Source organism: Modicisalibacter muralis (assembly GCF_900102945.1).
Lineage (GTDB): Bacteria > Pseudomonadota > Gammaproteobacteria > Pseudomonadales > Halomonadaceae > Modicisalibacter > Modicisalibacter muralis.
Genome location: NZ_FNGI01000005.1, coordinates 170,008 through 194,970, shown reverse-complemented (window position 1 = coordinate 194,970; position 24,963 = coordinate 170,008). Strand labels below are relative to the sequence as shown.

25 protein-coding genes and 1 pseudogene are annotated in these 24,963 nt (G+C 56.9%); 16 read left to right on the top strand and 10 right to left on the bottom strand.

Annotated elements, in window-relative coordinates; all coding sequences use genetic code 11:
* The 7 genes from BLR92_RS10930 to BLR92_RS10900 all read left to right on the top strand — a co-directional run bounded on the left by BLR92_RS10930 (position 1) and on the right by BLR92_RS10900 (position 5,667).
* Positions 1 to 669, top strand: a complete 669-nt coding sequence (locus tag BLR92_RS10930) for an NADH:ubiquinone reductase (Na(+)-transporting) subunit D (RefSeq protein ID WP_089728435.1) — start codon at positions 1 to 3, stop codon at positions 667 to 669.
* Entirely contained in the window at positions 669 to 1,289 is a 621-nt protein-coding gene (nqrE, locus tag BLR92_RS10925; protein ID WP_089728433.1) for an NADH:ubiquinone reductase (Na(+)-transporting) subunit E, read from the top strand. The genes BLR92_RS10930 and nqrE overlap by 1 nt, the downstream gene beginning before the upstream one ends.
* A 23-nt stretch (positions 1,290 to 1,312) precedes the next feature.
* On the top strand, positions 1,313 to 2,545 hold the full coding sequence (nqrF, locus tag BLR92_RS10920) for an NADH:ubiquinone reductase (Na(+)-transporting) subunit F (protein WP_089728431.1): 1,233 nt from the start codon (positions 1,313 to 1,315) through the stop codon (positions 2,543 to 2,545).
* Positions 2,542 to 3,603 (top strand): FAD:protein FMN transferase, encoded by a 1,062-nt coding sequence (locus tag BLR92_RS10915; RefSeq protein ID WP_089728429.1) that lies wholly within the window; start codon positions 2,542 to 2,544, stop codon positions 3,601 to 3,603. The genes nqrF and BLR92_RS10915 overlap by 4 nt, the downstream gene beginning before the upstream one ends.
* On the top strand, positions 3,600 to 3,857 hold the full coding sequence (nqrM, locus tag BLR92_RS10910; protein ID WP_089728427.1) for a (Na+)-NQR maturation NqrM: 258 nt from the start codon (positions 3,600 to 3,602) through the stop codon (positions 3,855 to 3,857). The genes BLR92_RS10915 and nqrM overlap by 4 nt, the downstream gene beginning before the upstream one ends.
* Positions 3,858 to 3,911: 54 nt before the next feature.
* Positions 3,912 to 5,303, top strand: a complete 1,392-nt coding sequence (gene sthA / locus BLR92_RS10905; protein WP_089728426.1) for a Si-specific NAD(P)(+) transhydrogenase — start codon at positions 3,912 to 3,914, stop codon at positions 5,301 to 5,303.
* Between the two features lie 79 nt (positions 5,304 to 5,382).
* The gene (locus tag BLR92_RS10900) at positions 5,383 to 5,667 is read left to right on the top strand and encodes a YrhK family protein (RefSeq protein ID WP_089728424.1); all 285 of its coding nucleotides are present in this window, start codon (positions 5,383 to 5,385) and stop codon (positions 5,665 to 5,667) included.
* Here BLR92_RS10900 and BLR92_RS10895 read toward each other — a convergent pair.
* From BLR92_RS10895 to BLR92_RS10880, 4 genes are all read right to left on the bottom strand, one after another.
* On the bottom strand, positions 5,661 to 6,536 hold the full coding sequence (locus tag BLR92_RS10895) for a DNA replication terminus site-binding protein (RefSeq protein ID WP_089728422.1): 876 nt from the start codon (positions 6,534 to 6,536) through the stop codon (positions 5,661 to 5,663). The genes BLR92_RS10900 and BLR92_RS10895 overlap by 7 nt on opposite strands.
* A gap of 87 nt (positions 6,537 to 6,623) precedes the next feature.
* A complete protein-coding gene (trhO, locus tag BLR92_RS10890) occupies positions 6,624 to 7,559 on the bottom strand; it encodes an oxygen-dependent tRNA uridine(34) hydroxylase TrhO (RefSeq protein ID WP_089728419.1) in 936 nt (311 codons plus the stop codon).
* A gap of 186 nt (positions 7,560 to 7,745) precedes the next feature.
* Positions 7,746 to 8,645, bottom strand: a complete 900-nt coding sequence (locus tag BLR92_RS10885; protein ID WP_089728417.1) for a carbon-nitrogen hydrolase — start codon at positions 8,643 to 8,645, stop codon at positions 7,746 to 7,748.
* Positions 8,642 to 9,676 (bottom strand): agmatine deiminase family protein, encoded by a 1,035-nt coding sequence (locus tag BLR92_RS10880; protein ID WP_089728525.1) that lies wholly within the window; start codon positions 9,674 to 9,676, stop codon positions 8,642 to 8,644. Before BLR92_RS10880 ends, BLR92_RS10885 begins: the two co-directional genes overlap by 4 nt.
* Before the next feature lie 193 nt (positions 9,677 to 9,869).
* Here BLR92_RS10880 and BLR92_RS10875 point away from each other — a divergent pair, with 193 nt between their 5' ends.
* Positions 9,870 to 11,111, top strand: a complete 1,242-nt coding sequence (locus BLR92_RS10875) for a lipoprotein-releasing ABC transporter permease subunit (RefSeq protein WP_089728416.1) — start codon at positions 9,870 to 9,872, stop codon at positions 11,109 to 11,111.
* 34 nt (positions 11,112 to 11,145) lie between these two features.
* Entirely contained in the window at positions 11,146 to 11,838 is a 693-nt protein-coding gene (locus tag BLR92_RS10870; protein ID WP_245704181.1) for an ABC transporter ATP-binding protein, read from the top strand.
* A 58-nt stretch (positions 11,839 to 11,896) separates the two neighbouring features.
* Here BLR92_RS10870 and BLR92_RS10865 read toward each other — a convergent pair whose 3' ends face one another.
* Positions 11,897 to 12,487, bottom strand: coding sequence for a DUF2062 domain-containing protein (locus tag BLR92_RS10865; RefSeq protein ID WP_089728521.1), 591 nt, complete (start codon positions 12,485 to 12,487; stop codon positions 11,897 to 11,899).
* 114 nt (positions 12,488 to 12,601) lie between these two features.
* Between BLR92_RS10865 and BLR92_RS10860 the strand changes: the two genes are divergently transcribed.
* From BLR92_RS10860 to BLR92_RS10845, 4 genes are all read left to right on the top strand, one after another.
* Complete coding sequence (locus BLR92_RS10860; RefSeq protein ID WP_175488788.1) at positions 12,602 to 13,393, top strand: ComEC/Rec2 family competence protein; 792 nt, start codon at positions 12,602 to 12,604, stop codon at positions 13,391 to 13,393.
* 148 nt (positions 13,394 to 13,541) lie between these two features.
* Complete coding sequence (locus BLR92_RS10855; RefSeq protein WP_175488787.1) at positions 13,542 to 14,099, top strand: TnsA endonuclease N-terminal domain-containing protein; 558 nt, start codon at positions 13,542 to 13,544, stop codon at positions 14,097 to 14,099.
* A 1-nt stretch (position 14,100) separates the two neighbouring features.
* Positions 14,101 to 16,056, top strand: a complete 1,956-nt coding sequence (locus tag BLR92_RS10850; RefSeq protein WP_139171590.1) for a Mu transposase C-terminal domain-containing protein — start codon at positions 14,101 to 14,103, stop codon at positions 16,054 to 16,056.
* Positions 16,056 to 17,066 carry a TniB family NTP-binding protein gene (locus tag BLR92_RS10845; protein WP_089728408.1) on the top strand — a complete coding sequence of 337 codons (1,011 nt, stop codon included), beginning with the start codon at positions 16,056 to 16,058 and terminating at the stop codon, positions 17,064 to 17,066. Before BLR92_RS10850 ends, BLR92_RS10845 begins: the two co-directional genes overlap by 1 nt.
* 365 nt (positions 17,067 to 17,431) lie before the next feature.
* On the opposite strand, the gene BLR92_RS10840 is transcribed toward BLR92_RS10845, so the two are convergent.
* Positions 17,432 to 17,713 (bottom strand): plasmid mobilization protein, encoded by a 282-nt coding sequence (locus BLR92_RS10840; protein ID WP_089728407.1) that lies wholly within the window; start codon positions 17,711 to 17,713, stop codon positions 17,432 to 17,434.
* 1,061 nt (positions 17,714 to 18,774) lie between these two features.
* On the bottom strand, positions 18,775 to 18,981 hold the full coding sequence (locus BLR92_RS10835) for a hypothetical protein (protein ID WP_089728405.1): 207 nt from the start codon (positions 18,979 to 18,981) through the stop codon (positions 18,775 to 18,777).
* Between the two features lie 146 nt (positions 18,982 to 19,127).
* On the opposite strand from BLR92_RS10835, the gene BLR92_RS10830 reads away from it, so the two are divergent.
* The gene (locus BLR92_RS10830; protein ID WP_089728404.1) at positions 19,128 to 19,406 is read left to right on the top strand and encodes a hypothetical protein; all 279 of its coding nucleotides are present in this window, start codon (positions 19,128 to 19,130) and stop codon (positions 19,404 to 19,406) included.
* 240 nt (positions 19,407 to 19,646) lie between these two features.
* Here the strand turns inward: BLR92_RS10830 and BLR92_RS10825 are convergent.
* Positions 19,647 to 20,720, bottom strand: a pseudogene (locus tag BLR92_RS10825) (IS3 family transposase).
* A gap of 157 nt (positions 20,721 to 20,877) precedes the next feature.
* Between BLR92_RS10825 and BLR92_RS19560 the strand changes: the two are divergent.
* Positions 20,878 to 21,465 (top strand): hypothetical protein, encoded by a 588-nt coding sequence (locus BLR92_RS19560; RefSeq protein WP_139171589.1) that lies wholly within the window; start codon positions 20,878 to 20,880, stop codon positions 21,463 to 21,465.
* 220 nt (positions 21,466 to 21,685) lie between these two features.
* Here BLR92_RS19560 and BLR92_RS10815 read toward each other — a convergent pair whose 3' ends face one another.
* On the bottom strand, positions 21,686 to 22,450 hold the full coding sequence (locus BLR92_RS10815) for a TSUP family transporter (RefSeq protein ID WP_089728400.1): 765 nt from the start codon (positions 22,448 to 22,450) through the stop codon (positions 21,686 to 21,688).
* Between the two features lie 123 nt (positions 22,451 to 22,573).
* Entirely contained in the window at positions 22,574 to 23,740 is a 1,167-nt protein-coding gene (locus tag BLR92_RS10810; RefSeq protein ID WP_089728398.1) for an NADH:flavin oxidoreductase/NADH oxidase, read from the bottom strand.
* A 326-nt stretch (positions 23,741 to 24,066) separates the two neighbouring features.
* Here BLR92_RS10810 and BLR92_RS10805 point away from each other — a divergent pair, with 326 nt between their 5' ends.
* The gene (locus BLR92_RS10805; RefSeq protein ID WP_217636571.1) at positions 24,067 to 24,951 is read left to right on the top strand and encodes an amidohydrolase family protein; all 885 of its coding nucleotides are present in this window, start codon (positions 24,067 to 24,069) and stop codon (positions 24,949 to 24,951) included.
* The last annotated feature ends 12 nt before the right edge of the window (positions 24,952 to 24,963 follow it).

Below are 24,963 nucleotides of genomic sequence, written 5' to 3'. Positions count from 1 at the left end.
ATGACTGCCTATACGCCCAAAGGCGTGCTGACCACGCCGATCTTCAAGAACAACCCGATCGCACTGCAGATACTGGGTATCTGTTCCGCGCTGGCGGTCACCAACTCCATGAGCACGTCGCTGGTCATGGGGCTGGCGGTCATTGCGGTCACCGCATTCTCGAGCTTCTTCGTTTCTCTGGTGCGCAGTCAGATCCCTTCGTCGATCCGCATCATCGTGCAGATGACCATCATCGCCTCGTTGGTCATCGTGGTCGATCAGGTGCTCAAGGCCTATGCCTACGAGATATCCAAGTCGCTTTCGGTGTTCGTCGGTTTGATCATCACCAATTGCATCGTCATGGGCCGTGCCGAGGCCTTCGCCATGCAAAATGGGCCGGCGATCAGCTTTCTCGATGGTGTCGGCAACGGTCTGGGTTATGCCGTCATGCTGTTGGTGGTGGGCTTCTTTCGCGAGCTGTTCGGTTCCGGCTCGGTGTTCGGTTTCCCCGTGTTGTTACCGGTCAACGAGGGAGGCTGGTATGTGACCAACGGTTTGATGCTGTTGCCGCCGTCGGCGTTCTTCGTCATCGGTCTGATCATTTGGGGGTTGCGTAGCTTCAATCCGGAGCAGGTCGAGGACAATGAGTTTCGGATTACCGCCAACACCAAATCCAGGGAGGCCGTGTAATGCTCGAACAGTACCTGAGTCTTTTCATCAAGGCGGTGTTCGTCGAGAACATGGCGTTAGCCTTCTTCCTCGGCATGTGTACCTTCATGGCGGTTTCCAAGAAGGTTTCATCGGCCATCGGGCTGGGTGTGGCGGTGGTCGTGGTGCTGGCGATCACCGTGCCGGTCAACAACCTGATACTCAACTACTTGCTGCAGGAGGGCGCGCTGACCTGGACCGGCATCGAGGGTGCCGAGAATATCGATCTGACGTTCCTGGGCTTGCTCAGCTATATCGGCGTCATCGCGGCGATCGTGCAGATTCTCGAGATGTTTCTCGATAAGTTCGTGCCGTCGCTCTACAACACCTTGGGTGTATTCCTGCCGTTGATTACGGTGAACTGCGCGATTCTCGGCGCGGCACTGTTCATGGTGCAACGCGATTACACCTTCGGTGAGTCGGTAGTCTACGGCTTCGGCGCAGGTGTTGGCTGGGCGCTGGCGATCGCTGCGCTGGCAGGCATTCGCGAGAAGCTCAAGTACAGTGATGTGCCCGCCGGTTTGCAGGGGCTGGGCATCACCTTCATTACCGTCGGACTGATGTCATTGGGCTTCATGTCCTTTTCCGGCATCCAGTTGTAAGCCAAAGAGAACAGGAACTCGACATGGTCGATACATCCATCATCGTGCTCGGCGTGGTCATGTTCACCGTGGTCGTCATTGGCCTGGTGGGGATCATTCTCGCCGCGCGTAGCCGCCTGGTCAGCAGTGGCGATGTTACCATCCAGATCAACGACGATCCCAGCAACGTGCTGACCACCCAGGCCGGTGGGAAATTGCTCCAAACGCTGGCTTCCAATGGCATCTTTCTTTCATCGGCGTGTGGCGGCGGCGGCTCCTGCGCTCAGTGCAAGTGCCGTATCTCGGAGGGTGGCGGCTCGATCCTGCCCACCGAGGAGTCCCACTTCACCATGCGCGAAAAGAAGGAAGGCTGGCGGCTTTCCTGCCAGGTGCCGGTGAAGCAGGACATGAAAATCGAAGTGCCCGAGGAAGTCTTCGGCGTCCGCAAGTGGGAGTGCGAAGTCATCGGCAACCCCAACGTCGCGACATTCATCAAGGAGCTCAATATCAAGTTGCCGGAAGGCGAGAATGTCGACTTCCGGGCCGGTGGCTACGTGCAGCTCGAGGCGCCGGCCTACGACATCAAGTTCTCCGATTTCGATATCGAGGAGGAATATCGCGGCGACTGGGAAAAGTTCGGCCTTTTCAATATTTCCCACAAGAATAGCGAAGAGGTGATTCGCGCCTATTCGATGGCCAACTACCCCGAAGAGAAGGGCATTCTCAAGTTCAACATTCGTATCGCCACACCGCCGCCCAACACCGATCACGCGCCGGGCCTGATGTCGACCTACGTATTTTCGCTCAAGCCGGGCGACAAGGTCACGGTAATGGGGCCGTTCGGTGAATTCTTCGCCAAGGACACCGATGCCGAAATGGTCTTCGTGGGTGGCGGTGCTGGCATGGCACCGATGCGCAGCCATATCTTCGACCAGCTCAAGCGCTTGAAGTCCTCGCGTAAGATGACCTTCTGGTATGGCGCGCGTTCATGGCGCGAGACTTTTTACAACGAAGAGTACGACCAGTTGGCCGAGGAGTTCGATAACTTCGACTGGCACCTGGCGCTTTCGGACCCGCAGCCCGAGGACAATTGGGAGGGGCCCACCGGGTTCATTCACAACGTGCTTTATGAGAACTATCTCAAGGATCATCCGGCGCCCGAGGATTGCGAGTACTACATGTGCGGGCCGCCGATGATGAACGCCTCGGTCATCAAGATGCTCACCGACATGGGTGTCGAGCCCGAGAACATCATGCTGGATGATTTTGGCGGATGACCGGAAGACTGAAAACCGGGCCGGTATCTAGAGTGCTGGCCCCGTTCTTGTTGTTGACGGTGTTGCTGGTATCGCTGGCGGGCTGTGAAAAGCAGCCCGAGGCGCATCGCTTCCGCGGTCCTATCTTCGGCACCGGTTATCATGTCACCTTATATACCGATTCGAGCGATTTTGATCGTGAGGCGATTGATGCCGGCATCCTAGCTGAACTCGAGCGCGTCGATGCCTTGATGTCGACCTACCGTGATGATTCCGAATTATCGCGCCTCAATCGAGCGCCGGTGGGTGTGCCGATGTTCGTATCGCCGGCGACTGCAGAGGTGCTGCGCGAGTCGCTGCGTATCGCACGGTTATCCGAAGGCGCCTTCGATGTTACCGTGGGGCCTGCGGTCAACCTATGGGGCTTCGGACCACAAGATCGACTGGACAAGGTGCCTGACGACGATGCGCTGGCTGCGGCGCTGGCGCGTATCGATTTTCGAGCGTTGCACTTGGATGACGGCCAACTGACCAAGAGCAAGCCGGTCTATATCGATCTGTCGGGTATCGCCAAGGGGTACGCGACCGATCAGGTCGCCGAGTATCTGGAAGCCCAGGGCATCGAGGACTACCTGGTGGAAATCGGCGGCGAGATTCGCACGCACGGCGAAAAGCCAGACGGCTCGCCGTGGCGTGTGGCCGTGGAAAAGCCGGTATCCACCGAGCGCAGCGTGCAGCGGGTCGTCGAGTTGGGTAATGCCGCCGTGGCGACATCGGGCGATTATCGCAACTATTTTGAAAGCAATGGCATACGCTACTCGCATACCATCGACCCGCGTACCGGACGACCGATCGACAATCGCGTCGCTTCGGTGTCGGTGATTGCCGAACGCTGTGCGACGGCCGATGCATTGGCAACGGCATTCACCGTGATGGGCGCGAAAGCCGGTCTTGAATTGGCCGAGCGAGAAAACATCGCGGTGTATTTCATTGTCAGAACCGATGACGATTTTGAAACACTGATGAGTCCGGCCTTCGAGCCTTACCTGGCGAACTCGGCCGAGGAGGAGAACCAATGACGATCTGGTTTCTGGTGCTGGGCTTCATGCTACTGATGGTGACGGCCATGTCGATCGGCGTGATTCTGGGGCGTAAGCCGATTGCCGGTTCCTGTGGCGGCCTCAATAACCTGGGACTCAAGGAAGGCTGCGAGATTTGCGGTGGCAAGGACGAAGTCTGCGAAGAGCAAAGCCGCAAGCGTGGCGGCTCGGCGCGTCGCCGCGACGACGAAAATCGCGGAGCGGGCCTGGGCTATAACGCCATCAAACGCTGAGGGTGCTTATCCAACCGGGCGTACGTCAGGAAAAAGAGGAGTCAAGAGTACCCAATGGCAGTTCATAACTACGATGTGGTGGTGATTGGCACCGGGCCTGCCGGGGAGAGTGCCGCCATCAACGCGGCCAAGCACGGCAAGCGCGTGGCCGTCATCGAGAAACAGCCGTCGGTGGGTGGCAACTGCACCCACTGGGGTACGATTCCCTCCAAGGCGCTGCGTCATCAGGTCAAGCAGATCATGCAGTTCAACACCAACCGCATGTTCCGCGATATTGGCGAGCCGCGCTGGTTTTCCTTCCCCAAGGTGCTCGAGCGCTCGCGAGTGACGATCGAGCAGCAGGTCGAGATGCGCACAACCTTCTACGCGCGCAACCGCATCGACCTGTTCTTCGGCGTGGCGCGCTTCAAGGACGAACACACGCTGCTGGTGCGCGACAATCATGAGGGCGCGGAAGAGCTGTGCGCACGCAAGATCGTCATTGCTACCGGCTCGCGCCCCTATCGGCCCGCCGACGTCAACTTTCGTCACCCGCGTATTTATTGCTCCGACACCGTACTCGGCCTTTCGCATACGCCGCGCACCCTGATCATCTACGGCGCCGGGGTCATCGGTTCAGAGTATGCATCGATCTTCTCGGGGCTGGGCGTCAAGGTCGACCTGATCGACACTCGCGACCGTCTGCTGTCGTTCCTCGACGATGAGATCAGCGATGCGCTGTCCTATCACCTGCGCCACCACGGCGTGCTGGTGCGCCACAACGAGGAATACGACAAGGTCGAGGGTGACGAGTCCGGCGTGGTCGTCCATCTGAAATCCGGCAAGAAACTCCGCGCCGATGCCTTTTTGTGGGCCAACGGGCGTACCGGCAATACCGATCAACTGGGGCTGGAGAACATTGGCCTGGAGGCCAACAGCCGGGGCCAGCTTCCGGTCGATGAACACTACCGGACGGGTGTTGCGCATATCTATGCCGTGGGCGATGTGATCGGTTGGCCGAGTCTGGCCAGCGCCGCCTACGACCAGGGGCGCAACGCCAGCGCCGATCTGCTCGACGAGCCGTTTCGTCTGGTCGAAGACGTGCCGACCGGGATCTATACGATTCCGGAGATCAGTTCGGTAGGCAGGACCGAGCGCGAGCTGACCGAGGCAAAAGTGCCTTATGAGGTGGCGCAGGCCTTCTTCAAGGATACCGCCCGCGCCCAGATCACCGGCGATACCGTGGGTATGCTCAAGATTCTGTTTCATCGCGAGACGCTGGAAATTCTTGGCCTGCACTGCTTCGGCGATCAGGCATCGGAGATCGTGCATATCGGCCAGGCGATCATGCAGCAGGCCGGCGAGGCCAATAACCTCAGGTATTTCATCAATACCACCTTCAATTACCCGACCATGGCCGAAGCCTATCGGGTGGCGGCGCAGAATGGCTTGAATCGACTCTTTTAAGCCTTCATGTATTTCCTTCCGGCCCACCACTATCGGTGGGCTTTTTGTTACTTCTCATCGTATGGGCAGGAGGTCGAGCATGCGTAGAGAGCATCATCAGGAAACCGATGACTGGACCTTCACCCTGGGCCATGAAGAGCTGATAGTGCATCAGCGCTACGAGGTGTTGAGCATCATCAACGATATCCTGATCGGGGTCTGGTTTACGGTCGGCAGCTTTTGTTTTTTCTATGAGGGCGCCGTCTTGACGCTCGGCGTGTGGTTGTTCGTGATCGGTAGCGTGCAATTGCTGATGCGTCCGCTGATTCGCCTGCATCGCTACGTGCGCTTCAAGCGGCTGCCCGACGCATCGCAGGATTATTGACGCCGCGGATCTCGATAACGATAGACCCGCAAGCTGGGCAGGAATGCCTCGTCTTCCAGGCGCTCATCGCTACGCCGCGCGCGTTTGCGCCCCTTGGGCGGTTCGGGAGTCGGTTGATTGTGGCTGGGCAATTTGCCATCGAGTGTGGGAATGAATAGCGGCAACGGCAGGTTCATGGCGCGGCGCTGGCGGCCATCGGCGAGCGCCTGCTCGAAGAACAGATTGGCACGCATCAGCGGCGCCTGGCGTTGGACCTGAGCCAGCGGCTCGCCATCGGGAATGCCGGCAAGGCGTTTTAGCTGGAGTCGCACATGGGGCGCCTCGTTATCCAGCGCCAGTAGTTTCTGCTCGGCCTCGCGCACGCTAAGACGCTTGATCGAACGTCCACTGGAGTACCACGCCAGGCGCACACGCGATAACGGCGCATCGGCGACTGGCAGGTGCCGCCAGCACTGCTTGAGATGCAGCCGTGCCAGCCCCTGACCACGCAGATGGTCGTGCAGCACGGGGTGGCGAAAGGGCAGTACCGCCTTGATCTCGGGAATCAGCTTGGCCGCTTGCTGGCGAATCTGCGCCAGCACATCGGCGAAAGCGGCCTTGGCGGCATTGACCCTGGCGACTTCATCGAGCAGCTTTTGATCCGCCGCGATCAGCCCAATATAGCTGTGCGTGGCGCGCCCGTCCTGACCGTCTTGATACCAGAAGTCGCACAACGCGCGACGCAGCCAGTCGCCGTCGGCGCGAGGGCGGTTCAGCGCCCAGGCAGCGCCGGGGTTGGCCGCGTAAACGTCGAGCAGCGCCTCGATGCGCTCGATCATATGATCGAAGGCGGCTTCCAGTTCGGCGAGCAGGCGGTATTGGGCTTCCATCGAGAGTCCTGATGTTCTGTTCTTATACCGTTACCGTAGCGATTGGCGCGCGACTTGTCATCGGCGGATCCGCTTTTCAGGTATCGTTCAGGCGTTGGTTAGCCGGGGATCGCGACCCAAAGGGTGAGGCTCATTGCGCGCGCGAGCCAGTTCGATCTGTTTCTGGCGCTCACGGGCACCGGCGCGGGTTTTCTCGGACAACGAATCCCAGCAGTGCGGACAACTGACGCCCGGCGCATAGTGTGGCGATTCACGATCCTCGACGGATATCGCTCGGCGGCACGCGTGGCACTGGTCGAAATCGCCTTCGCTGAGATCGTGGCGCACGGTCACGCGGTTATCGAACACGAAACAATCGCCGCGCCACAGCGATTGTTCCTCGGGCACCTGTTCGAGATAGCTGAGAATGCCGCCCTTGAGGTGGTAGACCGCCTCGAAGCCCTCGCCGAGCATGTAGCTCGAGGCTTTTTCGCAGCGAATGCCGCCAGTGCAGAACATCGCGACTTTCTTGTGGCGCGCCGGGTCGTAATGCGCCCTGACATGATCCGGAAATTCGCGAAACGATTTGGTGCGTGGGTCCACCGCGCCTTCGAACGAGCCGATGGCGACTTCGTAATCGTTGCGGGTGTCGATCACCAATACCTCGGGGTCGGCGATCAAGGCGTTCCAGTCCTGCGGCTCGACATAGTGGCCGACCTGGCGATTGGGATCGGCCGCCGGCACGCCCAGCGTAACGATCTCCTTCTTGAGCTTGACCTTGGTGCGATAGAAGGGGGGCTCGTCGCAGTAGGCTTCCTTGTGTCCGATATCCGCAAAGCGCGGATCGGCCTTCAACCACTCCAGTAGTGCATCGATACTCTCGCGGCTGCCCGCGACGGTGCCGTTGATGCCTTCTTCGGCCAACAGCAAGGTGCCCTTGATGCCATGGGTCTTGAGGGTTTCGAGCAGCGGCTCGCGCAGCGCTTCGAAGTCGTTCAGCGTGACGAACTTGTACAGCGCCGCCACGACGATGGGATGCGTCATGTAAGTCTCTCCAGTGGTCGTCTTCGTAAGAGACGGACCGGAACCTAGGGATCAAATGTCAGGCGCGCATTTTACGCGAAATATCTTCGTGGTCGAAATAGTTAGCGATCGCGGTAACGTCGGGTCAAGTCGCCGTAAGCATCGATACGCCGGTCGCGCGGGGTTGTGAGAGCGGCCGCATGCGTCTCAGTGATCACGGTAACGTTTGGTCAGGTCACCGTAGGCGTCAATACGCCGATCACGTAGATACGGCCACATCCTCCGCACATTCTCGCTGCGGCGCATGTCGAGTTCGACCAGCAGGCGCTCGGACTCGTCGCCGGCGTGAGCGAGAAGTTCGCCCTGTGGGCCGCAGATGAAGCTGCCTCCCCAGAAGTCGATGCCCGGGGTCACGCCGCTATGATCGGGCTCGTGACCGACCCGGTTGGCGACCAGCACCGGCAGACCATTGGCCACGCCATGCGCGCGCTGGACGAGCGTCCAGGCATCCTTCTGGCGGCCTTTTTCAGGCAGGTCGTCGGGCGGATGCCAGCCGATGGCGGTCGGGTAGAGCAGCAGCTCGGCACCGGCCAAGGCCATCAGGCGCGCGGCTTCGGGGTACCACTGATCCCAACATACCAATAGGCCCAGGCGGCCAACCGAGGTGTCGATGGGCTCGAAGCCCTGCTCGGCATCGGCGTCGCCCGGCGTGAAGTAGAATTTCTCGTAGAAGCCGGGGTCGTCGGGGATATGCATCTTGCGATAGTGCCCGACCCGGCCACAGCCGCGATCCATCACCACGGCAGTATTGTGGTACACGCCGGCGGCGCGACGCTCGAAGATCGAGCCGACCAGCACGATATCGAGCTCCCGGGCCAGCTCGGCCAGGCGCGTGGCGGTGGGGCCATCGAGCGGTTCGGCAAGGTCGAACAGCTCGGCGTCCTCGCTCTGGCAGAAATAATGCGTGGCATGCAATTCCTGTAGCAGCACCAGTTCGGCGCCGCGCTCGGCCAATTCGCGAATGCCGGCTTCGCTCTCGTCCAGGCTGCGCTGCTTGTCCGGCCAGGCAGGCTGCTGTACCAGGCCTACCTTGAGTGTTTGGTTCATTTTAACGCTCCTCGCGGTAGCTGCATGGTCAGGCAGTGTAGGCTGCCGTGCTGACGAATCACAGTGCGGCAATCGATGGGGATGATATCGCGATCCGGGAAGGCCGTGGCCAGGGCGGCGAGGGCCTGGGCATCGGCAGGGTCGGCATAGGTCGGTACCAGCACCGCGCCGTTGATGATCAGGAAGTTGGCGTAGGTCGCCGGCAGGCGATGACCGTCATCCGCTGCGAAACACGGGCCAGGCCAGGGCAGGGCGATCAGCCGATAGGGCATGCCGTCGGCCTGGCGCAGCGCCTGGATTTCTTCCTGCATGGCGCTCAGCGCCGGGTAGTGCGGGTCGTTGCGGTCGTCGCAGCGCACATAGGCGATGGTACGCTCGTCACAAAAGCGTGCCAGGGTATCGATGTGGCTGTCGGTGTCGTCACCTTCCAGATGACCGTGGCTGAGCCAAAGAACCCGCTCGACGCCGAAATCCGCGCGTAATTGGGCTTCGATGGCCGCCTTGTCGAGCCGCGGATTGCGGTTGCGATTGAGCAGGCAGGCTTCGGTGGTCAGCAGGGTGCCCTGGCCGTCGGTTTCGATGGCGCCGCCTTCGAGCACCAACTCGCGCGTCTCGATGGGTGCCGCGAAGACGCCGGCGTCACCGAGTTTGCGCGTCAGCGCATTATCGCGCTCGGCGGGAAATTTGCCGCCCCAGCCGGTGAAGGTGTAATCGAGCAGCACCACCTGGCCGTCGCGCTCCACGCCTAGGGGGCCATGATCGCGAGCCCAGGTGTCGTCTGTCGGTGCCTCGATCAGTCGCAGGCGCCGAGCGTCGACGCCGAGGCGACTAAAGGTCGCAGCCAGGCGCTCGCGGGTCGCGGCATCGGGTACGCTGATCAACACGCTTTGGTAGCGCGCGATCGCCACCACCATGGCCTCGAGTGTGGCTTCGATGCGATCGAGCAGTAGTACCCAGTCGCTGTCGAATCTTGGCCAGGTGAGTTGTATGGCATCTTGCGGGTGCCATTCGGGGAACAGACGCTGGGTCATGATGGTCTCCATGAGGCCTGCTTTTTAGTGGCGACGACTTTTTAGCAGTAATGACCGCTTTATAGTAGTGACGACAGCTTCTTAATAGTGGCGATAACTTTTAATAGCGACGACAAATTGGCCGGTACAGCGTGCGGTGCGTCGTCCGACGAAAAAACGTACCATGGGCGCCTGTCACAAGGAATCGATCTTAATGCTGGACCGTATACCCTTTCTTATCGGGCTGCGCTATGTGCGCGCCAAACGACGCAATCACTTCATCTCGTTCATTTCACTGACTTCCATGCTGGGGCTGATGCTCGGCGTGGCGGTGCTGATTCTGGTGCTGTCGGTGATGAACGGTTTCGACCACGAGCTGCGTTCGCGCGTGCTGGGCATGGTGCCGCATACCCGTATCGAGGCCCAGGGCGGCATGACCGACTGGAAGGCCCTCGCCGAGCGGCTGACCCAACGCAAACACGTCATCGGCGCCGCGCCCTATGTGCAGCAGCAGGGCATGTTCGTGGCGGCGGGCCGTAACGAGGGGGCGCTGGTCTATGGCATCCAGCCCGAATACGAACGTGACGTGTCGATCATCGATCGGCACATGCAGCAGGGTAGCCTCGATACGCTGAAGCCCGGCGAGTGGAACCTCGTGCTCGGCGGATTGCTTGCCCAGCATCTGGGCGTGGGTGTCGGCGATCGTGTCACGCTGATGATTCCCGAGGCATCGATCACGCCCGGTGGCGTTTTTCCGCGACTCAAGCGCTTCACCGTGAGTGGTATCTTCCGGGTCGGCGCCAGCCTCGATGCCAGTCTGGCCTATGCCAATATCGAGGACATGCAGACGCTGACGCGAATGGGCGATACGGTGGGCGGTCTGCGACTCGAGCTCGACGATCTGTTCATCGCCAGCGAAGAAACCCAGGCCATCGTCCAGGATCTGGGTTACGGCTATCGCGGCATCGATTGGACCTATACCCACGGCAACCTGTTTCAGGCGATCCAGATGGAGAAGCGCATGATCGGCTTGCTGTTGATGGTGATCGTCGCCGTGGCGGCGTTCAACATCGTCTCGACACTGGTCATGGTGGTCACCGACAAGCATGCCGACATCGCCATTTTGCGCACGATTGGCGCCACGCCGAAATCGATTATGGGCATCTTCATCGTTCAGGGGCTGGCGATCGGCGTGATCGGCATCGTCATCGGGGTGATATTGGGTATTGTCCTGGCGTTGACGATCTCCGACATCATCGCCTGGTTCGAGTCGGTTTCGGGTATCCAGTTTCTCGACCCCGGCGTCTATTTCATCAGTTACCTGCCGTCGCAGCTCAACTGGAGCGATGTCGGCCTTATCGTAACGGCGGCGTTCGGCCTGAGCTTCCTGTCGACGCTCTATCCGGCCTGGCGCGCGGCGCGTGTACAGCCGGCCGAGGTGCTGCGCTATGAGTGAGACGATCAACGAGAACGTGAAGGGAGAGCCTGCGATGCGCGCCGAAAACGGCCAGGTAATGCTCGAATGTCGTGGGCTGACGCGGGTCTATCATGAAGGTCCGCAGGACGTGACGGTGCTCGACGGTCTCGATCTCGAGGTGCGTGCCGGCGAGCGCGTCGCGGTGGTCGGCAGTTCGGGGTCGGGCAAGACCACGCTGCTCAATCTGTTGGGAGGGCTGGACCGCCCGAGTGGCGGCTCGGTGCGTATCGCCGGTCAGTTGCTGGCCGACCTGGGCGAGGCCCAACTGGGGCGCTTTCGTAATCGGCAGATCGGCTTCGTTTATCAGTTCCACCACCTGCTGGCCGAATTTACCGCGCGTGAAAATGCTGCCTTGCCGTTAATCATCCGTGGCCATGCGCGCCGCGATGCCGAGCGCCGCGCCGGGGAGATTCTCGATCAAGTCGGCATGGCGGCGCGCGGCGAGCACAAACCCGGCGAGCTGTCGGGCGGCGAGCGCCAGCGTGTCGCCATTGCCCGGGCACTGATCACCGATCCCAGCCTGATGCTGATGGACGAACCCACCGGCAACCTCGATCAATCGACGGCCGCCAATATCCTGGCGCTGATGGATGAACTGGCCTCGAACAGCGCCTGCGCCTTCGTGGTGGTGACTCACGATACCAGCCTGGCGGCCCATCAGGATCGTGTGCTGAGACTGGGTAACGGTCGGCTGTCGGCGGGCTGAGGTAGTCGCGCTTGGCGAGTCTCGAGGCGGCTCGGCATCCCGCTGCATGATCGAGCGGCTAGGGGTGAGGCCCTTCGTGGTGGGAAGGAGGGGGGGCGGAGTCATCATGGCGAAGCTCCGTCCGGAGCGCACGCCGCCGGCGACGCCGCGCACGGCGCTTCCAACTGCGCGACACCTGCCAGCGCCAGATCAGGCGAATGAGTACGTTGCCGGTGACCCCAGCCACGATCGCCGCGACCAGTGAGCCGATGAGCAGCGCCGGCAGGATATCGACCATCTGATTGGCGATCCAGTACGTGCTCAGGTGGTTGGGCATGTGCCGGGCCGGCGTATCCAACAGCCAGGCGCCGATCCGATAGTTACCGTAGAAGATGATCGGCATGGTCAGCGGATTGGTCAACCACACCAGACCGACCGAGAGTGGCAGATTGCAGCGCAACAGGCGTGAACCACAGGCGGCAACCACCATCTGGAAGGGAATCGGCAGCAGCGCGCAGAACAGTCCCACCATGAAGGCATTGCCCACCGAACGGCGGGTCAGCACCCACAGTGAAGCATCACCGATCAGATGCCCCATGAAGCGCAGCGAACGGTTGCGCTTCAGGGTTTCGGGATGGGGCATGTAGCGCTGAAGCAGTCGGCGCGGCATGGGATCGCTCGCTGGCTCGGATACCGGGCCATTATCCATGGATGCCCGATGTCCTGCCATGGTCCATCGCTGCGAACACAAAAAGGCGTTTGCGCCCTATAACAAGGAATGCCCATGGGGCTTGCTTTACCCCTGGCTATCGCCGTATTGCTGGGTGGCGTGTTGGGGGCGCTGTCGCCGCCCGGCATGTTCGCCGTTATCGCCCTGGCGCTACTGATCAGTCTGGCCGGGTCACGGTTCGTCGCCGCGTTGCTTGTTGTGACGCTATCGCTGAGCGTGGCTCAGGTACTGTTGGCGCGAGGCGCGGTGTTGCCGAGCGGGTTGTCGGGCGCAGACCTGACGGTCAGCGGGAAAATTACCGAACTTAGCGACGAGGGTCGTTTCACGCGGCTGCGTTTGGCGGTAGAGACGTGTCAGCCGCTCGAATCCTGGCAGTTGGGTTGCGATCGACTGGGACTGGTGCGGGTCAACTGGTACCGCGCTCCATCCCTGGCGGTGGGTGAGCGCTGGTCATTGACGCTGCGTTTGCGAGTGCCGCATGGCTTCGCCAATCCCGATACCTTCGACTACGGCGCCTGGCTATGGCGCGAGGGAATCGACGCCACCGGCTATGTGCGCGAGTCGCCAGCGCCACACAGGCTTGTGCCTTCTCCCGGTAGCCTTCGCCAACGGGCGCTGGCGTTTCTCGATAGTCACGTCGAGGACGACCTGACACGCCGCTGGCTAGCGGCACTTACGCTGGGCGCGGGTCAACGCCTGACCGATGACGACTGGGACCTGCTCAATGCCACGGGCACCACGCATTTGATGGTGGTCTCCGGTCTGCATATCGGCTTGGCGGCGGCCTTCGTGCTGTGGCTGTCGCGCGGCCTTGCGCGCTGTCGTTTGCAGCATAAGGCTGCATAAACTGCCAATAAGCCTGCATAATTTGCAGCATATGCCTGCATGGCCTACATTGCGTAGTATTATTACATATACTGGACTGCAGGCTATGTATAGGCGCCGTCTAAGGCACTCCCGTGTCAAGAATCTCTTCAAGTTCGCCAGCCCTAAAATGAATAGGGTGCTAACTGTTGAGTCTTCGCTAGAATTCGATGTGTGTTTTCATTTCGAGTATACATCCTCTATCAGTTCGTATGAAGCTCAGCCTGAAGGCTTTTATTATTCTTTCCAAGGAAAGCAACGACCCTATACCCCAGACTTCCTAGTTATCGATAAAGTTTATGGTTCCAAATTTATCGAGATTAAATTTTATTCTGAGCTTGAAGATGAAGAGTTCAGAGAAAAATTTCGCTGCCGCCAAAAAAGTGCTTTGGATCATGGGCTACCACTGTTGCTTGTGACAGACGAAAAAATCAGGATCACCCCAGTCCTGAGTAATCTCAAGCTCCTCCATCGATATTCCGGATTGAAATCATTGACACCCCTTCATCTAACGATGTTGGACATCGTCAGAAAAAGTGGGAAAGTTCGTGTTCGAGATTTGGCGCAAGAAACAGGCCAACCAAGTAGTCTCGTTCTTTCCTCTGTTATTTCTTGGTTGGCTGTTGGTGAGATTAATAGTGATCTCTCAGCGGCTAAACTAGGGGTCGACTCAATCGTGTGGTGCTAATGTGACTAATGATGATCAAGATCTCGGCCTGAGTCTATTTGAAGATGAATTCGTAAGGCCTCATAATCTTGAAGACCATGCGACTATAGCCAATTTCTTTGACGATGATGCCGATGCTTTTAAAGCTTCTCTCATTGAATCCGATGAGACGGATGTCAGGCCACTTGATACGTATTCTGATGAGCTTCGATATGAAGCGTTAAGACGTTTGACATACATTCAGTGGTTCAGAAAAAGAATTAGTGGCGGCTGGACCAAAAAGAACATAAAACCATTGCTAGACGAAGCCGAATTTTCGAGGAATCTAGATAGGCCAGCTCCAAGCTGGAGAACGTTAGCTGGTTGGTACAGTGCTTACAAAAATAACGGTTTTGCTGTTGAGGCTTTGATTCCGCAGCATCATAAGAAAGGTAATAGGAAAAATAAAGTTGAAGATGATGTTCATTATTTTTGGCGCGCAATGCATGAAAAATATTTGCGCAAGGAAAGGCCGCCAATTCTATCTTCTTATGCGTATTATTGTGATCTCATAACTCTAGCGAATAGAAGAGTGGTGGTTGGTAAGCTAAAGGCGCTGAGTCAGAGTTCTTTCTACTATAGAGTGTCGAAGCTGCCACCTTATGAAGTCGATGTGGCGAGATATGGTAAGCAGTATGCTGATCGGAAATATAAGCCTGTCGGTGCTCATGTTCGGCCCACCAGGGTGCTAGAAAGAGTTGAGGTCGATCATACGGCACTAGACTTGTTGCTGTTAGATGATAATTTACTAGTTTTGTTAGGTAGGCCTTATATAACGGCATTGATTGATTCGTTTAGTAAATGTCTCGTGGGCTTTTATATTGGATATAAAGAGCCTTGTTATGAATCAGTCCGTAAGGCCTTGCTTCATGCTATGCTGAACAAAGATTATGTAAGGCAGAAGTATCCAAATGTCAGTTGCGAGTGGCCATGTGAAGGTAAAGTTGAGACGCTGGTGGTGGATAATGGCGCTGAATTTTGGAGTAAAAATCTTGAACAAGCCTGCCGATCAATTGTAAGCGATATTCAGTATAACCCTGTTGCTCGTCCTTGGTTAAAACCTTTGATTGAAAGGTTTTTTGGACAGCTTAATCAGAAGTTTTTAGCTTCAATTCCAGGTAAAACATTTTCCGGCACAGCAGAGCTAGAGGACTATGATCCGGAAAAAGATGCTGTGATGCGGTTTTCAACTTTTATGGAGCTTTTCCACAAATGGGTCGTTGATGTGTATCATCAAGGTCCAAATAGCCGAGGTGATCATGTTCCTATTCTTATGTGGAAGCAAGGGGTTAGGGAATTTCCGCCTTTAGTATATCGTGGTGATGATGAAAGTCGGGTAATGATCGATTTGGCGCCTACAACTGAGCGTGTGCTGGGTAAGGAGGGGGTAAGATTCGCTGGGCTGAGTTACACAAGCGGAGTCCTTGATGAGTTCAGAAAGTATAACCCTCCCTCTGGAAAGAGTCAGGGTGTTAAAGTTCAGGTAAAAATTGATCCCAATGATCTTTCCAAGGTGTATGTATACCTTCCTGGTCGAAACAATTACGTCATAGCCAATGCAGTAGATCCTGATGGTTACACTTTAGGTTTGTCGTTGTTTCAGCATCAGACAAATCGAAGGTTTCAACGTAGATTCAATCTTTCTCAGATTGATGATTTTGCATTGGCCGAAGCTAGAATGTATATCGAAAGTCGGATAAATGATGAGGTTGAGTTTATTAAGAATAGTCCAAAGAGTAAGAAAAAAATCAGTGGAATGAAAAAATTGGCCAGATACAAAAATCTTGGCAGTGATGGGTGTTCGTCTGTTTCGGCAGAGGCTGAGGTTCATAAAACTTGTCAAGTGGAAGGTAAATTGGAAAGTGGTGTGGAGGCGCAGCAGCTTTTTTCTATACTGGATGACTGGGATTCACATGTGGCTGATTGGGATCCTTACTGATGGAAGAACTGACTCCAGCTGACAAGCAAAGACTGGGGAGCTTCATCAACTGCTTTGTGGAGCGCCCCATTCTTACAACAATCCTTCGAGATTTTGATCGTCTTAGATTTAATCGTGAGCTAGGTGGCGAACCGCAGTGCATGCTCCTTACTGGTGATACTGGGTCGGGAAAAACTCATTTAATTAATTATTACAAAGAAAAATTTCCCTCCTTACGTAAGGGTGACACTCTGATTAAGCCATTATTGGTGAGTCGTATTCCCAGCAAGCTGAACCTTGAGCAGATGATGATTCAGATGCTCAGTGATCTTGGGCAATTTGGTAGTGAGTATCGCCGTGGGAGAAGCCGTGATATTGGTTTGACGGAGGCATTGGTCAAGACGCTCAAGCGCTGTAAGACAGAGCTTATCATAATAAACGAGTTCCAAGAGATTTTGGAGTTCAAGTCCATCCGTGATAGGCAAATCATTGCTAACCGATTGAAAATGATAAGCGAGGAGGCCGAGATACCCATTGTGCTTGTGGGGATGCCATGGGCTGAGCAGATCGCTGAAGAACCTCAGTGGGCGTCGCGATTAATCTGTCGAAGAATGATTCCTTACTTCAAACTATCTGATGGTCCGGAAGAGTTTATAAGGTTCCTTAAGGGGTTGGCGGTGAGAATGCCTTTTGAAAAATTGCCTAGATTAGAAGAAAAACAGATTGCCTTGGCACTGTTTGCTTATAGCCGAGGTGAGGTAAGGCGGTTAAAGAAATTGCTTGATGAAGCAGTTAAGATTGCAGTGGTCGAAAGCGCTGACACACTTAGGTCAGACCATCTCATCCGTGCATATGAATGTACTTTCCCAGGGGCAGCTAATCCTTTCAAGGAAAAAGTCGAGTATTTGAAGTTTAGCGAAGTTTCTAGTTACTCCAAGTACCAGATTAATGCTGCCTCTGATGAGGAGGCATTGGTGGCTACTCAGTTCTTGGATTCTCTTAGCCTCAGTGAAATTCTAAAAAAATCCTGACACGGCGGCGGTAATTTCAATTCAGTTGCCGGAAGGCTTGAAGTGACGCGTTTGAGTTCACAACTAGTCGGCCTCTAGCATGGCGATTAGTAGCGGCTGACCAATGTCCTTCATTTGCACCATCAATTTAGTCACCAGTGGGCTCTCTTGGGTGAATTCGATGTGTCGTAGGGATGCGATAGATGCCCTTGCGACCCATGGTCATTACCGTCAGACGATCGATCGGGATCTGCGAGGTGGCGCTGGCGCTGCACTCCGAGAGGGCTGATTCAAGGCTTGCCTATTTATACCCGTTGTGGCGCATGGCCTTGGCAATGCTTCTAGAACCGATTTTTTGGCTCACATCTATAAAGAGTTTAGCTAGTTTATCTAAAATCGTTAAACTCAGATGTCGTTGCCATGCGCTGGTTTGATGCTTCGACGTAGCGCAGGGTCTCATCTATGGCGCGATTCGCATTTTGTGTCGACTTGAACATTCGGTCAATCAGCATGTCCATAACAATGGGATCCTGCCCAGGCTGAAAGGATTGGGCAGCGCGACGGAGGAGCTCGCTCATCGATACATTAGCGAGCTGAGCCATCGATGCGATCCGAGATTTTTCCTCGGGAGAGACAAAGACCGTGATTCGCTCTGTTGTGGTTGTCATAAGCCTCTTCTTTTAAAATACATGCACACCCTGTGTAGTGTACCTCAGCGGGTGGTATTGGAGCGCGCCGCATGAATGGACGCTAAGTCAATTGGTTGTGTCACACTTAACGAGGGTTTAATTCCCTTTCGAATGGTCATTGTAGCCTTCCCTGACCGGCGTTGCGTACATTCACCAATCAAAGACGCCGCTCGCAACGGGTCATCGCCGCTTCGACTGCCTTGGCATTCTCCTTCTTCATGATTGTCGGCGCAGTTCTTATGCTCATCCAACATCGCTTCGAGGGGCTCTGCGATGTGCCTAACGGAGGCGGCCGGACCGGCTTCCAAGGTGTCTAACAGGCCTTTCACTATGCTGCGACCATGGCGTGACATGCACTTCTCCTCAGATGGGTAGCAGCTCAGCACCAGCGCCGAGCTATGATCAGTAGTGAATCACGACATCTTTTTATCAATCGCTGACCAAGCGTCGTTCACTAAACGCGGTTACTTCAACAGATAGATTAGCTCGGTACCGTTGCCTGGGGGGAGCGTTATGTTTGATATCTACAAGAATGAGGCAAACTTAGCCATCGTATGCTCGTGCTGCGGTGCGAAGGAAATCGCCACCAACGAGGCGCACCTGAAGGCATTCCAGCAATCGCGACAGTGCACCGACGGCGCGCGAGTAGGCGTTTTTCACTGTCCAGCCTGCAACCATATTGGGAAGGTCTCACGGCAGAAAGGGGACAGTTGATGAGATCCAGCACAGGTGAACCGTGGCCCTTCGCGACTCACGCTGGAGCTGCCGGGTAGCAGCCTCGATAGCGCGGCTTCGAGGGCTGCGGCGATCGCACCTGGCGGTCCCAAGAGCGCCGGTAGAGATCCTCGACGTGAGCCAGTGCGGCGATGTCATACGGCATGCCTGCAGCGAACGTGGCATCTCGCGCTGCGTCGATAGCATTACGCTGGCGCTCGACGAGATCCTCGATCAGATCAGGAGGTTTCCATCTAGCGCATCGACCGGCGGCTCGGCACCCAGGTCGGTGATCTCATGATGGATCCCGGCCCAGTTTGGATAAATCACCCGCCAGGTTGGGATCGATGACGTGTATCAGCCAACTCCTTGCGTAGCTCCCACAGCTCATGGGCAATGACTTCGGTGCTGTGCGCAGCTTGCTGATCAATTGTGCTGATTCGCTGGCTCAAGGCCCGCAGCGTAGCAGCGTGCTCCTCAAGCGCTTCGATAGTATCGTCAATGACTTCCCTGCGGATTGAGACAGTTTCCATATTCATGACTCCAATGTATTTGAATAGAAGTCCCCATTAGGAGATGTAGGGGTGGTTGGTGCTGGCCAGCCGTGGCATGGTCCGTATGGTATGCTCGTTCATTTAGGCTAGAGAGCTTCCATCAACGACAGAGCGATGAGTATGCAATGAGTGAGCTAGAACACTTCGAAAGAAGCATTAAAAAAGACATCGACGCCTTCCTGAATCCCCAAGACAAGCGATCGAAGCCGAAGCCGGCTGTTAGCATCAAGACTGGATTTCTCGTCAAGCTCGCGGTTCGCCGGAAGCGGCTCGAGGCAGATATCCTGCTCGAGCATGAGTCCTCCAGCATCTCGAAAGTCGAAGCCCAATTGGAAGCGGAGCGAGCCGCTCGCGATGCGGGTTATCCTGTCCTTGGTTACCTTGTCTCCATTGAGCCGTTGTAGCCCTTTCACAGCCTCCGGGAGCTGTTGGCGAGCGATTCCGCGCGTTCAGCCGCAAATCTGCTATCCGATGCCAATTCAGCAGGAGATCTGACGCGAAGACTCCCTATGGCTTCGGGATGACCGCCTGTGCATATTGGCCAGATCACCCAAGCAGAGCGGGGTAGGCGTTGCGGATGCGTGTGCCTGAGTTGACCTTTCCCCCTTGGTCTAGGTCCGCCACCAATGTGAGAAGCCGCTCCTTCATGCGCACTGCTGGGCATATGCTTCGGGTGGCAAATAGCCCAACGAGCTGTGTGGTCTGACATGGTTGTAGTGGGTTCTCCATTGACCTGTTTCCTGCCGTGCATCAGCAAGGCTCTGGAACCAGTGCTGATTGAGGCAGCTGTCCCGAAACTTGCCATTGAAGCTCTCGATGAACGCATTTCGGCTTGCCCGGCTGAATTAAGGCCAGGACCACCTTCCGTTCACGTGCCCAGAAGAACATCACCTTGCTGGTCAGCTCCGGGCCGTTGTCACAGACGATCGAGGCCGGCAGCGAGCGCTGCTGCGCGATCTCGTCCAGGAACCTGGCCAAGCGACGCCCGGAAATTGACGTGTCCACCAACTGGCCGACACACTCGCGGCTGAAGTCATCCACGATGTTCAGGACTCGGAATCGGCGCCCCGAGGCCAACTGATCCGACACGAAGTCCAGCGACCAGCGCTGGTTCACCCTGTCTGGCAACGCCATCAGCGCCCGTGGCCGCACCAGTCGCTTGCGCCGACGGGTTCGGATCTGAAGGCCATCTTCACGGTATAGCCGGTAGGTACGCTTGTGATTGATCACCAGCCCCTCCTGACGCAACAGCGCATGCAGCAGCAAATAGCCGTAGCGAGGGTAGCAGGTCGCCAGAGCTTTCAGCTGTGCCCGAAGCGGCTCATCGTCACGCGGTATTGCCTGGTACCGAGCCACCGACCTTGTCAGGCCCAGCAATCGGCAGGCGCCTCGCTGGCTGAGCCAACCACCCGTCACCAGATGCTTCACAGCACGCCGCTTCGCTTCGGGCGTTACCACTTTCCCGAGACGATCTCCTTGAGTGCGGTATTGTCGAGGGCGCTTTCCGCCAACAACTTCTTCAGCCGGGCGTTCTCGGTCTCCAGCTCGCGGAGGCGCTTGTCTTCCGATACCTCCATGCCGCTGTATTTGGCCTTCCAGCAGTAGAGGGTTTGCTCGGTCACACCGTTTTGCCGGGCCAGTTCGGCGATCGATACGCCGCGCTCTTTGGCCTTGAGGATGCTGATGATCTGCTCTTCGGTATGGCGGTTACGCTCCATCGCGAGATCTTCTGCTACAGGGTAAACGTGCTGAAATGATGGACGGACTTACATGTCATCGCCAATGTAAAACTGACCCCCTGACGCCGAGGTAAATTTAACCCCCTGGGCAAAGATGGCGGCTTTAGGCCGCCAAATGTTGACCCAGGAGCAAGCAGTGGAAATCAACGTATTGGCCCGCCAGGGACCATGGCATCAAGCACGTCGCGGGTATGGTCTAGAAGGTACTTGCTGCACAGCCCGTGTAACCCCTCCAGCGTGCTCCGCTGTTCCTGACCCGGCGCGGGACATCACTGAATCCGGACCATTTTCGCCGCGACCACTGGACGCCGGCCCTGAGGCGGCGGAACTGCAGTTGCGTTGCCATCAAATCCGCCACTGGTTCGTGACACAGGCGCTCAATGACATTCATCAGCATGCCCGCTCCGAGGAGGATCTGCAGAATCTGCGCAGTTCTCTGCGTGAACTCATGGCCTGGAAAAGCGACATGCTGCCGGTCTATGACCAGGCCATCCGCCGGCATGACCTGACGGAGCTGGCCCATCGAATCCATGCTCGCATCGAGCGTGAGCACCAGGACGACTGCGCTCGCTGTTCTCAGCCGGTGTCCCGCCACGAACTGCTTTCCGAGAGTCATCGGACGCTGGAAGAGATGTTGGGATCGTGCCCCCGTGACCTTGCCATGCCGAGCTGCTCCAGAGCAGCAGCGACTCACCATACGTGCCGAACTCGATCGTCGACATGACCTGGGTGTGGCCTTCGTGAACCGAGAGGTGATGGCGGTTATCCTCGAATGGGTAGATTGGTTCAACCACCAGCGATTGCTAGAGCCGATAGGTAACATGCCACCTGCGAAACGAGAAGTGGAGTATTGCGAGCAGCAAGGTCAGGCCAGGAAGGCGGCCTGACTCAAACCAACGGATCTCCGAGAAAGCCGGTGCGGCTCACCAGTTAGCAGCAAGTTCCTAAATATCCTGCATCGCCATATAAACAATGAAGCCACCCATAACCACCAGCATTAGCGCGGCGCCGCGGCGGACGGTATGCTCCGAGAGCTTCGGCGGAAAGCGTGTGTATGCCCAACTGGCAATCGCTACAACTGGCACCGCCAGAAAGCCGATCTGCACGCTGACCACCGTCAGCCCCGATTGCGATGCGACTGCGAGCAGACGTCCAGCGGAAATCAGGGCAAAAGTTGTCAACAGGGTCGCCCTGACCATGGTAAGGGTGATCGGCTGGCGATAATAATGGTAGATGACTGGCGGCCCAGGGAGGCTGAACAGGCCTCCTAGTACGCCGGATGCAACGCCCGATGCACCGAAGCTGAAGGCTCCCGAAGGCTCGCTTAGTGAGCGCGGTCGCAGCAGCAAAAAGGCTCCACTAGAAATTACCAGCAGACCTACTAGAAGGCGCAGTAAAACGGAACTACTGGAACTTAGGTGCTCAAGAAGTAATACTCCGCCGATCAGGCCCGGCAGTAAGCCGAAGGACATCAAAAGGATACCTCGCCAGTAGATGTGGCGCCATATCTGGGGCAGCACGACACTGACGTTGCAGAAAGTCAAGATAGAAAGCGCATTGGCCGTATCCGCGACCGTGACTGCCCCGGTCAGGATCATGATAGCTAGCACGATGATGCCCAGGGCGAAGCCAGTGATCGCCTGAAAGTAACTACCGAGTGCGGCGCTGCCGAGAAAAATCAACAGAAGCGGTAGACTGTAATTGTCCATCAATCTGAAGCCTCGTATGGTGCTCTTGTCAAGGTAAGGTGTAAGAGGTTGATCTCAAGAGAATTGGTTCATACCCTGCCGAGCCTGCTCACGAGCGAGTGGCAGCCGCTCAACGGCGTGAAGCTAGGTATTAATCTTGGATTCGTGAGTCTCGTTCGCCAGAGCCTGCAGTCGGCGCGAACGGTTAGCGAGCCACCAGCCTATCTGTTCTGGCCAGTTTGAGAATCCGGCGTTGTCGTCCAGTGCCTGTTCTGCATGCAGCGCCCAATTAGGATTGTTCAAGGCCTCTCGCGCGATAGCAATCAGGTCGGCCCGATTCTCTTGCAGCACCGATTCGGCGTGTTCGGGATCGAGAATCAACCCGACTGCCATGGTGGGCAGCCGACAAGCGTTGCGGATGGCGGCAGCAAAGGGCACTTGGAAACCATACTCTTGGCGTACCGTCGGCGCCGCCACCGCTGGTCGGGCAAGCCCGCCCGAAGAGCAATCAACCACATCCACGCCACGCGTCTTGAGTTCGTCGCAGAGGGCGAGGCTGTCTTCCAATTGCCAACCGTCCTCGGCCCCGTCCACTGCTGAGATTCGCATGAATAACGGCTTGTCCTCTGGCCACTCTGCACGTACGGCCTCTACGATCTCCAGAGGATACCTGCAGCGGCCTTCTCGACTGCCGCCATAGCGATCGTTACGGGTATTGCTCAGCGGTGAGAGAAATTGGTGGAGGAGATATCCATGGGCAGCGTGTATTTCGAGCACCTCAAAACCGGCTTCTCGTGAACGACGAGCGGCGCTCCGCCACGCCTGCTTCAGCTCTACCAACTCATCCTGCTCTAGCGCGTGGGGTGGAATCCACTCATGGGTGGGAGGAACGGCGCTAGGAGCCACTGTATCCCAGCGCGCCTCGTCGCGCTCTGCGAGATCCGCTGCCGAGAGCTGTGACGCCCCGTGCCAGGGGCGCTGAGCACTCCCCTTGCGGCCGGCATGGGAGAGCTGGATAGCTGGAGCGGCTCCCTGAGTCCTGAGAAAGTCGGTGATGCGGCGTAACCCCGGGATCTGCTCATCCGTCCACAGACCCAGGTCCCCGTGGGTTATCCGCCCCCGCTCCTCAACCGCAGTGGCCTCCGTGAAGATGAGTCCGGCGCCACCGAGAGCGTAGCGGCCGAGTTGCACCAGATGCCAATCGTTGGCGTAACCATTCTGTGCCGAGTACTGGCACATAGGGGAGATGACAACGCGGTTCCTTAGGGTTACGGAGCGAAGCTGCAGCGGGCTGTGGAGTAGAGGGCTCATTAGTAACTCCTGTACTGATTTTTGTCCATTTGTTCCTGTATCCAGCAATGTCATCATGGAGATTATTGCTATTGCATATGAAATGAATACTTAGAATGCAAGTATCGAATACCAGCCGTTATACAAATCATTGTTACAGCAAAGTAGCTACTAAAAAAGCTATAAGGCAGGCTGATTAAGTAATGTTATTTTGACATTTGACCGTATTGCTTTGGCTGCCTAACACTTAGTCTTCATTTGGAGATGACGGCGCCTTCACGAGGGGCGCAGGCTGTTTCGGCCGCACCCGCAAATTGGGTGTCATTCTGGTTGGGAGGAAAAACAAAATGACGACGATGATGATGCCGCCGATCTTGGATATGCGCCTACGACCGCCGATTCCCGCCTGGACTCAGGGCTCGGCGTTCCGCACCGCGATGCATTACCCGCGGCACTGCTTTCGTTTCATGGGTGCGCGTTCGGCATGGCTGGAATCCTTGGATCTGCTTTTCGAGGAGATGGAGTCGGCTAACATCCGTTACGGCGTCCTCATGGGGCGTGCCTCGGCCGGCGCTGGCAACCTGGGGAGTGTGAAGAACAAAGACATTGTTGACGCTATCAACGATTATCCCGATCACTTCTTAGGCTTTCTAGGCGTCGATCTGGAGAACATCCCCAGCAGCCTGAGCGAGATACGCGAGTACGCCTCTACAGCGAATATTAAGGGTATCTCCATTGAGCCGGGCTCTGGTCAAAAGCCCCGGTGGTCGGATGATGAGTCCCTCCATCCTGTCTACGAGCTAGCGCTCGAGTTGGGGCTGCCGGTGTCGATTTCCCTATCGGGCCTGCTGTCGGTCCTTGGCGGGCATGACATTACATGGTCGAGTCCCGTCTCCATTCAGCACGTTGCCCAGCGTTATCCGGAGCTCAAGATCATCGTCTCCCATGCAGCGTGGCCATACGACCGGGAGATGATAGTAGTGGCGTTGGCCTGCCCAAATATTTACGTCTCGCCTGATCTCTATGCGGCGACCAAGGACATCATCTGCGCGGATACCTACGTTAAAGGCGCCAATATGTTCCTTGAGGACCGCACTCTCTTTGGCAGCGCATATCCGGTCAAGGACATCCACGAGGCCGTCAGCGATTTCCTACAGATGGGGTGGCGCGAGGACATCGTGCACAAAATTCTCTGGAAGAATGCGGCGAAGCTCCTTCAGGTCGAGCTTTAGAAGATCGGCCGA